This is a genomic window from Halomonas urmiana, from assembly GCF_005780185.1.
GTDB lineage: Bacteria > Pseudomonadota > Gammaproteobacteria > Pseudomonadales > Halomonadaceae > Halomonas > Halomonas urmiana.
Map to the genome: position 1 here is coordinate 213,366 of NZ_VBUI01000002.1, position 12,853 is coordinate 226,218.

Genomic DNA, 12,853 nt, shown 5'->3' on the forward strand with positions numbered 1-12,853 from the left:
GGGCCCAGCCGCCCCGCCTGCGCGGGCCCGTATCGCCCGGGCCTCGCCTTTGGGCTACCATCGCGGCATGAATCCCCCATCCCCAAGCGTCGACCGTCCCCGCCTGCTGCTGATCGGCGCCGGCCATGTCCATCTGCAGCTACTCCGCCATCGACGACGTTTCGGGAAAGCCGAGGTGATGCTGGTCGACCCCGGCGGCTTCTGGCACGCGGGAATCGCCGCTGGCATGCTGGGCGGGCAGCACGATGCCAGCGAGGGTCGACTGGATCCGGCCCGGCTGGCGACGCACCATGACGTGACGCCGATCCGCGGACGCCTGGCGAGCCTGGATCCCGAGACGAAGCAGGCGCGGCTCGAGGATGGACGGACGCTGGATTTCTCGCTGCTCTCCCTGAATCTCGGCTCTTCCAGCCCCTGCCCGCCCCCCTCATCGCCGGGGCCTCGAGTCTGGGCGATCAAGCCGATTCCTCGCCTGCTGGCGCTGCGCCACTGCCTGGAGCGGGAGTTCGCCTACGGGTCCGCGCCGCGGATCGTCGTGGTGGGGGGCGGCGCCAGCGGCGTAGAGGTCGCCTGTCAGCTTCGCGAGCTGGCCAGGCGCTCCGGTGCCCGTGCCGCGATCCTGCTGGTGACACGGGACAAACGGCTGCTGGAGGGCGCCCCGGCGGGCGCCGTGCGCTGGCTGATGCGCCACCTCGCGCGCCAGGACGTCACGGTACGGTGCGACGTGAACGTCACCGGTCATGCTCCGGGGGGCGTGACCTTCACCGCCGCCGATCACGCCTGGGGAGAGGACAGCCTGCAGTGGCTCGCGGCCGACCACGTGGTACACGCCGCGGGACTCGCCCCGCTCGAAGGGCTCGAGCGACTGGGCCTGCCGCTGATTCCAGAGCGCGGCCTGGCCGTCGAGGAGACCCTGCAGAGCCCGGGTTCCCCCGACGTCTTCGCGGTCGGCGACTGCGCGGCCCTCATCCAGCGGGTGCTGCCGAAGCTGATCCTGCATGACCGGCACCAGGCCGCCGTGCTGGCCGACAACCTCAGCGCCCGCCTGACCGGCGGATCGCTGACGCCCTACGTGCCCAGGCGAGTGGCCGTCACGATCCTCGACCTGGGTGGTCAGGGCCTCGCCATCCACGGCCGGCGCTGGTGGGGCGGACGCCTGGCGCTGGCCTGGAAGCGCCGGCTCGATCGGCAGATCCTTCACCGGTTGCCCACCTGATCATCCACCGCACGCGCCCTACCGCTTCTGACGGGACCTGAACTATCGTGAAAGGAGACCGTGGCGACAAGAGGCCCAGCCGCCACCACACCGACCGTCCCCGTCACCAGGAGTCAGCCCGATGAGCGAACAGTCACGACAGGATCGACCCACGGCAACGCCGGAGCTTGCAGCGTTGGTACACGACTTCATGGACCCCGAGCGCGCCACCCTCCGCGAGGTACGAGAGCTGTTGATGGGGGATGACCTCATGGTCTCGGATGGCGGCGAGATGATGTATCAGCAGGACAGGAAGTGGCTGATCAATGAGGTGGACGAGCTGATCGACCGCCATGGCCCGTCGACGCCCGTCAAGGAGCTACTCGGCGGCTGAGCCTCGGCTGCGGACCCGGCCGGCCCCCTGACCCGACTGCCGTGACCGGACACGACAGCCGAAGCCAGGGAACCGGCGCCGCCTCAGGCCTGGCTGGCGGCCAGGGCCTGATCCAGGTCGGCGATGATATCGTCGACATGCTCGATGCCGATGGAGAGGCGCACCATGTCCGGGGTGACCCCGGCCGCCTTGAGCTCCTGCTCATTGAGCTGGCGATGGGTGGTGGCCGCGGGGATCGACGAGCAGGTCTTGGCATCACCGATGTTGACCAGGCGCAGGATCATGCCCAGGGCATCATAGAAGCGAGCGCCGGCCTCGAGGCCGCCGTTGATGCCGAAGCTGAGGATGCCCGAGGCGCGACCGTCCATGTACTGCTGGGCCAGGGCGTGATCCTTGTGGGACTCAAGGCCGGCGTACTGCACCCAGGTCACGGCGTCGTGACCCTGCAGGTACTCGGCGATGCGCTGGGTGTTGTCGCAGATGCGCTCGATGCGCAGCGACAGGGTCTCGAGGCCCTGCAGCAGCTGCCAGGCGGCCTGGGCGGAGAGCGCGGCGCCCATGTTGCGCAGCGGCACCACCCGAGCGCGACCGATGAAGGCCGCCTCGCCCAGGTCCCGGGTGTAGCAGACACCGTGATAGGAGACGTCCGGCTCGTTGAGCAACGGGAAGCGCTCGGCATGCTCGGCCCAGGGGAACTTGCCGGAGTCGACGATCACCCCGCCCACGGTGGTGCCATGACCGCCGATGTACTTGGTGGCCGAGTGGATGACGATGTCGGCGCCGTGCTCGATGGGACGCCACAGGAAGGGGGTGGGCACGGTGTTGTCGACGATCACCGGCACCCCGTGGCGATGCGCCGCCTCGGCCAGGGCCGCCATGTCCACCACGCTGCCCGAGGGATTGCCGACGCTCTCGCAGAAGACCGCCTTGGTGCGCGCATCGATCAGCCCCTCGAGACCCTCGATATCGTCCTTGTCGGCGAAGCGCACCTCGATCCCCTGGCGCGGCAGGGTATGCGCGAAGAGGTTGTAGGTGCCGCCATAGAGCTCGCTGATCGAGACGATGTTATCGCCGGATTCGGCGATCGTCTGGATCGAGGCGGTGATGGCGGCCATGCCAGAGGCCAAGGCCAGGCCCCCGATGCCGCCCTCCAGCGCCGCCAGGCGCTGCTCGAGCACCGCGCAGGTGGGATTCATGATCCGCGAGTAGATGTTGCCATCGACCTTGAGATCGAACAGGTCCGCGGCGTGCTGCGCGCTGTCGAAGGAGAACGAGGTGGTCTGGTGGATGGGCACGGCCACGGCGTGCTGGTCGTCTGGGGCGTAGCCGTGGTGCAGGGCGAGGGTCTCGGGCTTCATGGCGTGTCCTTGGGCGTTGTCATCGATGGGGGTGTTACTGCGTATCGCTGATTTACCCGATGCTAACCAAGCCTGAACCTCGAGACCAATATCGTTTAGTCTGGTCGGCATGCTCGCGGGCCACCGCCCGCCGCCAAAGCCACCGACACGGCGTGACAGGATGCTCAAGCGCTACCTCCCGATCCTCACCTGGCTACCCCACTACACCCGCCGCCTGGCCGGCGCCGATCTGCTCGCCGGCGTGATCGTCAGCATCATGGTGATTCCCCAGTCGCTGGCCTATGCCCTGCTCGCGGGGCTGCCCGCGGTGGTCGGCCTGTATGCCAGCATCCTGCCCCTGTTGGCCTATACGCTGCTCGGCACCAGCCGCACCCTGGCCGTGGGGCCGGTGGCGATCATCGCCCTGATGACCGGGGCGGCCCTCTCGGGCGTGGCCACGCCAGGCACGCCCGAGTATCTCCAGGCGGCGCTGGTGCTGTCGCTGCTCTCGGGGCTGATGCTGACCGCCATGGGACTGCTGCGCCTGGGCTTCTTCGCCAACTTCCTGAGCCACCCGGTCATCGCCGGGTTTCTCTCGGCCTCGGCGGTGCTGATCGCCGCCAGCCAGGCGGCCCACCTGCTCGGCATCGAGGCCAGCGGCTTCACCGCCCTGGCCCTGGTGGCGAGTCTCGCCGGCGAGCTCGGCCAGACTCACGGGCCGACCCTGCTGATGGGCCTTGGCTGCCTGGCCTTCCTGGTGGGCATCCGCCAGTTCGGCAAGCGGGCCTTCATGGCGATGGGCCTGCCGGCGGGATTCGCCGCGCTGCTGACCCGCACGGGCCCGGTGATCGCGGTGATCGTGACCACGCTGCTCAGCTGGCAGCTGGAGCTGGCCGAGCGGGGTGTGGCGGTGATCGGGGCCGTGCCGGGCGGGCTGCCACCGTTGACCCTGCCACCACTGGAGGTGCCCCTGTGGCAGCGCCTGCTGGTCCCGGCGCTGCTGATCAGCGTGGTCGGCTTCGTCGAGTCGATCTCCATGGCCCAGATGCTCGCCGCCAAGCGCCGCGAGCGGATCTCGCCCAATCAGGAGCTGGTGGGCCTGGGCGGCGCCAACGTCGCGGCCGCCTTCACCGGCGGCATGCCGGTCACCGGGGGGCTGTCACGCACGGTGATCAACTTCGAGTCCGGGGCGCGCACCCCCATGGCGGGGCTCTTCGCGGCGCTGGGCATCGCGGCGGTCACCCTGGCCCTGACCCCGCTGCTCCACCACCTGCCCATCGCCACGCTGGCCGCGACCATCACCGTCTCCATCCTGACCCTGGTGGACATCCCCCTGGTGCGCCAGACCTGGCGCTACTCGCGCAGCGACTTCTCGGCCATGGCGGTGACCATCGCACTGACCCTGGTGGAGGGCGTGGAGGCCGGCATCATCTCGGGGGTGGCGCTCTCCATCGGGCTCTTCCTCTACCGCACCAGCCGCCCACACAGCGCGCTGGTGGGGCGTATCGAGGGCACCGAGCACTTTCGCAGCGTGCATCGCCACCAGACCGAGACCGTCAGCCACCTGGCCATGCTGCGCATCGACGAGAGCCTCTACTTCGCCAACGCCCGCTACCTCGAGGACACCCTCTACGCCCTGGTGGCGAGCCGCCCCGAGCTCGACCACGTGGTGCTGATCTGCTCGGCGGTCAACCTGATCGACGCCTCGGCCCTGGAGAGCCTCGAGGCGATCAACGCCCGGCTCCAGGACTCCTCGGTCACCCTGCACCTCGCCGAGGTCAAGGGGCCGGTGATGGACCGGCTCAAGCACAGCGACTTCCTCGACGACCTGACCGGCCGGGTGTTCCTCAGCACCTATGCGGCCTGGGTCGAGCTCAAGCGCCAGTCGGACGAGGCTCGCTGAAGGGTGCGCGTATCAACAGATCACCCGGTGACGCGAGTGTCGATGGCTTGACGGTCGCGATGCATCGGCCATGACAGCAGCAAGCACACGAAAAGGCCCCGCTCCCTGGCCGGGAGCGGGGCCAAACATTGTTTATCGCGTGTCAGGGCATCAACACGCCATCGATGACGTGAATGACCCCGTTGGACCGGGCCACATCCACCAGGATGATGTTGGCCGAATTGCCGTTGGCATCCATGACGCTGAGGTTGTTGCCGTTTCGCATCACGCTCAAGCGCTCGCCCTGCACCGTCTCGAAACTGGCCGCCCCCTCGCGCTCCATGACCGCGTCCTGCAGCGCCTCTCGACTCATGCTGCCGGGCACCACGTGATAGGTCAGCACCTCCTGGTAACGCTCCTGCGCCCCCCTGTCATACGGACCAGTTGCCCGTGCAGCGCACTTGTCCGCTGATCAGGACACCGTCTTATCGTCGGCTCAGGCACTAGACATTGGTCGCACATCGAGCCTCTAAGGGCCCTGCTTGCGGGCATGGAAGTGTTGAAATTGACTTTTAATTCATGTCATTGCGACAACTATTCCGCCAAGCGGACAGGGTGGTAAAGCCGCACCAACGAACAGGCGTTGACACCCTTGTGCCGGCTTCCCTAGTATCGAGATGAAAGCGGAACTTAATACCGCATAGCAAAACAACCAGCATCACCATGATTCAGGAGTCCTTCATGCGCCAGCTCGCCCGCCATCTCGCCATTGCCTCTCTCCCGCTCTCGATGCTCGCGGTCGCCGCCAGCCAGGCGAGCGGCGACGTGGCACTACCCAGCACCATGGCGTGGACCGCCTACGGCACCAATTCCAGCGGTTATGCCCAGGCCGTGGCCATCGGTGGCATGCTGCAGGAACACTACGACACCTCGGTGCGCATCCTGCCCGGCGACAACGATGTCTCGCGCATGACCCCGCTCAAGCAGGGACGCGTCAACCTCTGTGCCTGCGGCATCTCCAGCTACTATGGCGCCGAAGGCGTGATGATGTTCGCCCACCCCGACTGGGGCCCCCAGCCGCTGCGGGTGATCACTACCTCCACCGCCTCCTTCGGCCTGTCCCTGGCGGTGGCCGGCGACCTGGATGTCGAGACCCCTGCCGACCTCAAGGGCAAGCGCGTTGCCTACATTCGCGGCGACGACGCCCTGAACAAGGGCACCGAGGCCTACCTGGCCTTCGGTGGCCTGACCTGGGACGACGTGGAGCGGGTCGACTACCCTGGCTACGGCCGCTCCTTCGACGGCATCATCGCCGGCAACGTCGACGCCTCCTTCACCACCACGGTCACCCCTCCTGCCCAGCAGCTCGCCAGCAGCCCGCGGGGTATCAGCTGGCCGGTACTCGATCCGGACAATACCGAAGGCTGGGAGCGCATGAAGGCGATCGCGCCCTATTTCCGCCCCCATGAGGTCACCTCCGGTGCCGGCGGCATCAGTGCCGACAACCCGCTGCCGAGCGCCAGCTATCCCTACCCCATCGTGGTCGCCAATCAGGACCTCGACGACCAGGTCGCCTACGGGTTGATCAAGGCCCTTCAGGACAACTACGACGACTACAAGGACTCGGCACCGGGCGCGGCGGGCTATGCGCTGGAGTACCAGGACCTGGAGTGGGTGATTCCCTTCCACGACGCCGTGGTGGAGTACTACGAGGAGGTCGGTGTCTGGACCGAGGAGATGCAGGCACACCAGGAATCCCTGGTCGAGCGCCAGGCTTTGCTGCTCGAGACCTGGAACGCCTTCATCGACGGTGCCCCCGACGACGAGGATGCCTTCCGCGAGGCCTGGATGACCGCACGCGCCGAGGCCCTGCGTGACGCGGGTTTCGACCCCGTCTTCGAGTGATCCCCCAGCGGGGCGGCTCGGGCCGCCCCCCTCCTTCCTGAACGCCCTGGACCCCGATATGACCAAAGCGAACACACAAGACAGCTCTGCGCAGCAGGCCAGGGAACAGATCAGCCAGGCTCGACGGCTGCCGCCCGGCCTGGCATGGATTCCAGGAGCCGTCACGGTCGTGCTGCTGCTGATGACCCTGGACTACCTGTTCAATCTCGGCTGGCTGAACATCGTCACGGGCCTCGAAACCCAATTCTACTATGCGGTAGTGGCCCTGCTGTTGCCGCTGGTCTATCTGCTCTGGTCGTTCCGGGCCTCGGCCCGGCAGGCCACCATTCCCTGGTACGACTACCTGCTCAGCGCCGTAACGTTGCTCATCGGCGGCTATTTCGTCTATAACGCCGACGCCATCCTCGAGCGCGGTTGGGCCTTCGCCGCGCCGGACACCGCCATTTGGGCCAGCTACGCCTACTGGCTGCTGATCATCGAAGCCGCCAGGCGCGCCGGCGGCTGGCCCATCGCCGTGATCGTCACCGCCTTCTCGCTCTATCCGCTGGTCGCCGACGTCATGCCGGGGCCGATCCAGGCCTTCCCCTCTTCCCTCGAGGAGACGGCCATGTACCACACCATGAGCACCGAGAGCATCATGGGCGTGCCGCTGCAGGCCTTCGCCGGCCTGGTGATCGGCTTTCTGGTGTTCGGGGTGGTGCTGCAGAAGAGTGGCGGCGGCAAGTTCTTCATCAACCTGGCCTTCGCCCTGCTGGGTCACGTCCGGGGTGGTCCGGCCAAGGTGTCGATCTTCTCCAGTGGCCTGATGGGCTCGATGAGCGGCAGCGTGATCAGCAACGTGCTGACCACCGGGGTACTCTCGATTCCCGCCATGCGCCGCATCGGCATGGGGCGCTCCTTCGCCGGCGGCGTCGAGGCCTGCGCCTCCACCGGCGGCGTCTTGATGCCCCCCGTCATGGGCGCCACCGCCTTCGTCATGGCCATGTTCCTCGACGTGCCCTATGCCAGCGTGGCACTGGCCGCGGTGATCCCCTCGGTCCTCTACTTCCTGGGCCTGTTCATCCAGATCGATGCCTATGCCGCCCGGAACGAGATCAAGGGGCTACCCAGCGCGGAACTGCCCTCGCTGAAGGCCACCCTCAAGGAGGGCTGGTACTTCATCTTCGTCTTCGCCCTGCTGGTGTGGATGCTGCTGGTCATGCAACGCGAGGCCGTCGCACCCTTCTATGCCACCGCCCTGCTGCTGGTGCTCAACCAGCTCTCCAAGCACAACCGCTGGCGGTGGACGGATGTGGGCGAGACGCTATCGGGAGCCGCCAGGTTGTTCGCCGAGCTGATCGCCATCCTCGCCGGGGTCGGCATGCTGGTGGGCTCGCTGTCGATGACCGGCCTGTCCGGCACCATCGCCAACGACTTCATCCATCTGGCGGGGGGCAGCGTGCCGCTGCTGCTGATCATGGGCGCCCTGACCAGCTTCGTACTGGGCATCGGCATGACCGTGACCGCCGCCTACATCTTCCTGGCCGTGGCCCTGGCGCCGGCCCTGATCCAGGGCGGCGGCCTCGATCCCATGGCCGTGCACATGTTCATTCTCTACTGGGGGATGCTCAGCTTCATCACCCCGCCGGTGGCGCTGGGCGCCTTCGCCGCCGCCACCGTCGCCGGGGCTCGGCCGATGGCAACCGGCCTGCAGGCCATGCGACTAGGCAGCGTGATCTACTTCATTCCCTTCCTGTTCGTGCTCAATCCGGCGCTGATCATGCAGGGCGCGCCGCTGCAGATCCTGCTGGTGTTCGTCCAGGCCCTGGTGGGCATCGTGCTGTTCGCCTCGGCCATGCAGGGCTACCTGATCGGCGTGGGCCGATTGGGTCATGGTGTTATCCAGGAGGCGGTGATCCGTGCCCTGGTGCTGCTCTCGGGCCTAACCCTGGCCCTGCCCGGAGGCGGCATGGTCCCGCTGACTCAGCTCGAACTGCTCGGCATCTCGCTGGCCACCCTGGTGCCAGGCGTGCTGCTGGCCAAATGGAGCCAGCACCATGCCCCCAAGGGGTCGGTGCACACCGGTCACTAACCCCGCCTGTTGCGTGTTTCGGCCGCCCAGGGGCGGCCTTCTTTTGCACGGTTTCTCTAAGCGGAACTTTATTTCGCAAAACTTGACCCCATCAGGGAATCGCGACATCATGCGAAGATGTTCCGAAATACAAACAACATATATCGCATAGCGGACGAGAGAGGATAAGCATGACAGCCTGTGTCCATTATCAACGCCATGACGACATCGGCGTGATCCGCATCGACAACCCACCCGTCAACGCCCTCGGCCATGCCGTGCGCAGCGGCCTGCTCGACGCACTCGACCAGGGCCTGAATGATGACGGCGCACGCGCCCTGGTGCTGATGGCCAACGGCCGCACCTTCATTGCCGGCGCCGATATCCGCGAGTTCGGCCAGCCTCCCCGGCAGCCAATCCTGCCGGAGGTCGTCGCACGCCTCGAGGCCAGCACCAAGCCCCTGGTGGCGGTCCTGCACGGCACCGCCCTGGGCGGCGGCCTCGAGGTGGCACTGGGCTGCCACTACCGTGTGGCCCTGCCGGGCACCAGGGTCGGCCTGCCCGAGGTCAATCTCGGCCTGCTGCCCGGTGCCGGCGGCACCCAGCGGCTGCCCCGCCTGGTCGGTGTGGACAGCGCCCTGGAACTGATCACCAGCGGGCGTTTCGTACCCGCCGATGAGGCACTTTCGCTGGGCATCATCGATGCCATTGACGCGACCGATGCCCCGCTCGATGCCGGTCTCGGTGCCGCCCACGCCATCTTGGAAGGCCAGCGCACCGCCCGCCTGACCGGCGAGCTGCGCGCGCCCGCCGCCGACCCCGGGGCTATCGCCCGCCATCGGGCCCGGCTCGAGGCCGAGGTACCCGAACTCTTCTCGCCATTCCGCTGCATCGAGGCCGTCGCGGCCAGCTCCGAAGACGGCCTGGCCGAGGGGCTGCGCCGCGAACGCGAGCTGTTCCTAGCCTGCATGGACTCCCCCCAGCGGGCCGGGCTGATCCACGCCTTCTTCGCCGCCCGCGCCCCCCACCGGGTGCCCGATGCCGGTGAGTCCCCGGCGCTGTCGCGCCTCGCGCTGCTCGGCGAGCATCCGCTCTTCGAGCGCCTCAGGGACAATGCCGGGCGCACCGACATCGAGCTGACCGACCGGCCGGACGACTCGACACAGGCCTGCCTGATCGCCTCCGACGACGCGGCCCCCGCTTGCCCGGCGACTTGCCTGCGTATCGCCCTGCAGCCGGCCGATGCTGACGGCCAGCCGGATGACCTGAACGCGGAGCTGGTCCTTGTCACGCCGCCGCAGGGCGCGCTGGTGGAACTGGTCGCCATTCGCGCCAGCGCCGAGCAGCAGCAGGCCGCAGCCGCGGCCCTCAAGGCCCTGCGCCAAGCCGTGGTAGTGAGCCGCCGCGACAGCCTGCTCGCCGCGTTGTACCGGGCGGCGGACGCCTCGCCTGACGACCGGTGCACCGCCATGGAGGCGGCCAGCCTGGCCCTCGCCGAGCAGGGGCGCTGCTACCGCACCAGCGATATCGACCTGTTGGCCGTCGAGGCCCTGGGCTACCCACGTCACCTCGGCGGTCCCCATCGCCAGGCCACCCTCACCGCATCCGCCAGTTCGGAGACGTCCCCATGAACCTGACCTACAGTGCCGAGGAGCAGGCCTTCCGCCAGCAGGTACACGACTTCCTGGACACCGAGTTGCCCGACGACATCCGCGAGCGCGTGCGGCTGGGACGGCAACTCTCACCCGACGACCAGCTGCGCTGGCAGAATATTCTCAGTCAGCGCGGCTGGCTGGCGCCCAACTGGCCAGAGGAGCACGGCGGCCCCGGCTGGGGCCCCGTACAACGCCATATCTTCGAGGAGGCGTGCGCCGCTGCCCACGCCCCGACCATCGTGCCCTTCGGCATCAACATGGTGGCTCCGGTGATCATGCGCTTCGGCAGCGAGGCCCAGAAGCGACACTACCTGCCGCGCATCCTCGCCAACCGCGATTGGTGGTGCCAGGGCTACTCCGAGCCCGGTGCCGGTTCCGACCTGGCCAGCCTCAAGACCCGCGCGGTACGCGATGGTGACCACTACATCGTCACCGGGCAGAAGACCTGGACCACCCTGGGGCAGCACGCCAACATGATGTTCTGCCTGGTGCGTACCGACCCCGACGCCAGGAAGCAGGCCGGCATCAGCTTCCTGCTGATCGACATGACGAGCCCCGGCATCACGGTACGCCCGATCATTACCCTGGAGGGCGCCCACGAGGTCAACGAGGTCTTCCTCGACGAGGTCCGCGTGCCGGTGGCCAACCGCATCGGCGAGGAGGGCCAGGGCTGGACCTGTGCCAAGTTCCTGCTCACCCATGAACGCACCGGCATCGCCGGGCTCGGCCACGCCAAGCAGGCGCTGCGCCATCTCAAGTCACTGGCCACACGGGTGCAGCACCGCGGCCGCCCACTCCTCGAGCTGGCCAGTTTCCGTCAGCGGGTGGTGAAGGCCGAGCTCGAGCTGATGGCCCTGGAGGTCACCAACCTGCGGGTCATCGCGGCGGCCCGGGACGGCGGTGTTCCGGGGGCGGAGAGTTCGCTGCTCAAGGTGCGCGGCTCGGAGCTTCGCCAGGAGCTCAGCGATTTGACCCGCCGCGCCCTGGGCCCGGCCGCACCGCCCTTCTTCCCTGACTTCCTCCACGGCGACGCCGAGCTCGATGACCCGGCCCGGGCCGAGAGCGCCGCGGGCGCCGCCCAGTACTTCAACCGCCGCAAGCTCTCTATCTATGGCGGCGCCAACGAGATCCAGAAGAGCATCGTCGCCAAAACAATTCTTGGCATGTAATAGCCGATCCTCGGCATGTAAGGAGCCGCCCATGGACTTTTCCCTGACCGACGAGCAGCGCATGCTCACCGATACCCTCGACCGCCTGATGGCCGACCGGGTCACCCCCGAGCAGCGTCGCGCCATGCTCGAGGCCCCGGCCGGTGAACATTCGGCGCTGTGGCAGACCTTTGCCGAACTGGGACTGCTGCACATGCCCTTCGCCGAGAAGGTCGGCGGCCTCGGCGGTGACGGCACCGACCTGATGCTCATCATGCAGGCGCTGGGACGCGGCCTGGTGCCCGACGCCTACCTGGCTGGCCTGGTGCTGCCGGGCGATCTGCTGGCCCGACTCGGCGATACCGGGCAGCGGGAGCGCTGGCTGGCCCCGCTGCTGGAGGGCGAGCATCAGCTGGCACTGGCCTGGCAGGAGAACGACGCCCGCTACGATGCCCATGGCATCGCCACCGCCGCACGTCGCGACGGCGCGCGCTGGGTGCTGGAAGGCGGCAAACAGCTGGTGCTCAATGCCGCTTCGGCCGCCGCCCTGCTGGTGACGGCACGCCTCGACGACGGAGGCCTGGGCCTGTTCGTGGTCCCCGCCGACGCCACCGGCCTGTCGCGTCGCGACTACCGCACCATCGACGACCAGTCGGCCAGCGACCTGACCCTGGACGCCGTCTCGTTGAGCGACGACGCCTGTCTCGGTCGGGACGTCGCCCAGGCCCTCGATGCCTCCCTGGCGCTCGGCCGCGCGGCGCTGTGTGCCGAGGCAGTCGGTGCCATGGAGGTCGCCTGCGAGCAGACCCTCGACTACCTCAAGGAGCGCCAGCAGTTCGGCACCCCCCTGTCGGCGTTCCAGAGCCTGCAGCACCGCATGGTCGACATGCACCTGCACCTCGAGCAGGCCCGCTCCATGGCGATTCTCGCCGCCGCCAGCCTCGATCGCCCTGCCGCCGCACGCGACTACCGCCTCGCCGCGGCCAAGGCCTACTGTGGTGAAGCGGCGCGCTTCGTCGCCGAACAGGCCATCCAGCTGCACGGCGGCATGGGCATGACCGACGAGTGCTACGTGTCCCACTACGCCAAGCGCCTGGTGATGTTCGATCATTACCTGGGTGACGCCGATCACCACCTCGAGCATGTCAGCGACCACCTCGTCGACGTGGTCTGATCCAGGGTTTCAACAAAGGAGAGTGCAGGTGGAAGCACAAGTCGAACGCGATTCCATGGATTTCGATGTGGTGATCGTCGGTGCCGGGCCTTCGGGCCTGTCGGCGGCGTGCC

General features: G+C 67.9%; 9 protein-coding genes and 1 pseudogene. 8 read left to right on the forward strand and 2 right to left on the reverse strand.

Annotation, left to right across the window (positions count from 1 at the left end; all coding sequences use genetic code 11):
* Positions 1–67 precede the first annotated feature (67 nt).
* Both FEI13_RS02335 and FEI13_RS02340 read left to right on the forward strand, forming a co-directional pair.
* The gene (locus FEI13_RS02335) at positions 68–1,216 is read left to right on the forward strand and encodes an NAD(P)/FAD-dependent oxidoreductase (RefSeq protein WP_138179147.1); all 1,149 of its coding nucleotides are present in this window, start codon (positions 68–70) and stop codon (positions 1,214–1,216) included.
* A gap of 121 nt (positions 1,217–1,337) precedes the next feature.
* Entirely contained in the window at positions 1,338–1,589 is a 252-nt protein-coding gene (locus FEI13_RS02340) for a hypothetical protein (RefSeq protein ID WP_138179149.1), read from the forward strand.
* Between the two features lie 83 nt (positions 1,590–1,672).
* Here the strand turns inward: FEI13_RS02340 and FEI13_RS02345 are convergent, their stop codons facing one another.
* Positions 1,673–2,947, reverse strand: a complete 1,275-nt coding sequence (locus FEI13_RS02345; RefSeq protein ID WP_138179151.1) for an O-acetylhomoserine aminocarboxypropyltransferase/cysteine synthase family protein — start codon at positions 2,945–2,947, stop codon at positions 1,673–1,675.
* Between the two features lie 160 nt (positions 2,948–3,107).
* On the opposite strand from FEI13_RS02345, the gene FEI13_RS02350 reads away from it, so the two are divergent.
* Complete coding sequence (locus FEI13_RS02350) at positions 3,108–4,829, forward strand: SulP family inorganic anion transporter (protein ID WP_138179153.1); 1,722 nt, start codon at positions 3,108–3,110, stop codon at positions 4,827–4,829.
* A gap of 142 nt (positions 4,830–4,971) precedes the next feature.
* Here the strand turns inward: FEI13_RS02350 and FEI13_RS02355 are convergent.
* Positions 4,972–5,217, reverse strand: a pseudogene (locus FEI13_RS02355) (fasciclin domain-containing protein); the annotation flags it as partial.
* Between the two features lie 332 nt (positions 5,218–5,549).
* On the opposite strand from FEI13_RS02355, the gene FEI13_RS02360 reads away from it, so the two are divergent.
* The 5 genes from FEI13_RS02360 (at position 5,550) to FEI13_RS02380 (ending at position 12,740) form a co-directional block, all read left to right on the forward strand.
* Positions 5,550–6,713: a TAXI family TRAP transporter solute-binding subunit gene (locus FEI13_RS02360; RefSeq protein WP_138179157.1), complete on the forward strand. Its 1,164-nt coding sequence runs from the start codon at positions 5,550–5,552 to the stop codon at positions 6,711–6,713.
* A 58-nt stretch (positions 6,714–6,771) separates the two neighbouring features.
* Positions 6,772–8,784, forward strand: a complete 2,013-nt coding sequence (locus FEI13_RS02365) for a TRAP transporter permease (RefSeq protein ID WP_138179159.1) — start codon at positions 6,772–6,774, stop codon at positions 8,782–8,784.
* A 170-nt stretch (positions 8,785–8,954) separates the two neighbouring features.
* Positions 8,955–10,394 carry an enoyl-CoA hydratase/isomerase family protein gene (locus FEI13_RS02370; RefSeq protein ID WP_138179161.1) on the forward strand — a complete coding sequence of 480 codons (1,440 nt, stop codon included), beginning with the start codon at positions 8,955–8,957 and terminating at the stop codon, positions 10,392–10,394.
* Positions 10,391–11,587: an acyl-CoA dehydrogenase family protein gene (locus FEI13_RS02375; RefSeq protein ID WP_138179162.1), complete on the forward strand. Its 1,197-nt coding sequence runs from the start codon at positions 10,391–10,393 to the stop codon at positions 11,585–11,587. The genes FEI13_RS02370 and FEI13_RS02375 overlap by 4 nt, the downstream gene beginning before the upstream one ends.
* Positions 11,588–11,618: 31 nt before the next feature.
* Complete coding sequence (locus FEI13_RS02380; RefSeq protein WP_138179164.1) at positions 11,619–12,740, forward strand: acyl-CoA dehydrogenase family protein; 1,122 nt, start codon at positions 11,619–11,621, stop codon at positions 12,738–12,740.
* The last annotated feature ends 113 nt before the right edge of the window (positions 12,741–12,853 follow it).

Bases quoted from the DNA above. Each gene is read 5' to 3' on its own strand.
- FEI13_RS02360 (WP_138179157.1), top strand. From the start codon at position 5,550: ATGCGCCAGCTCGCCCGCCATCTCGCCATTGCCTCTCTCCCGCTCTCG.
- FEI13_RS02380 (WP_138179164.1), top strand. From the start codon at position 11,619: ATGGACTTTTCCCTGACCGACGAGCAGCGCATGCTCACCGATACCCTC.
- FEI13_RS02365 (WP_138179159.1), top strand. From the start codon at position 6,772: ATGACCAAAGCGAACACACAAGACAGCTCTGCGCAGCAGGCCAGGGAA.
- FEI13_RS02375 (WP_138179162.1), top strand. From the start codon at position 10,391: ATGAACCTGACCTACAGTGCCGAGGAGCAGGCCTTCCGCCAGCAGGTA.
- FEI13_RS02350 (WP_138179153.1), top strand. From the start codon at position 3,108: ATGCTCAAGCGCTACCTCCCGATCCTCACCTGGCTACCCCACTACACC.
- FEI13_RS02335 (WP_138179147.1), top strand. From the start codon at position 68: ATGAATCCCCCATCCCCAAGCGTCGACCGTCCCCGCCTGCTGCTGATC.
- FEI13_RS02345 (WP_138179151.1), bottom strand. From the start codon at position 2,947: ATGAAGCCCGAGACCCTCGCCCTGCACCACGGCTACGCCCCAGACGAC.
- FEI13_RS02340 (WP_138179149.1), top strand. From the start codon at position 1,338: ATGAGCGAACAGTCACGACAGGATCGACCCACGGCAACGCCGGAGCTT.
- FEI13_RS02370 (WP_138179161.1), top strand. From the start codon at position 8,955: ATGACAGCCTGTGTCCATTATCAACGCCATGACGACATCGGCGTGATC.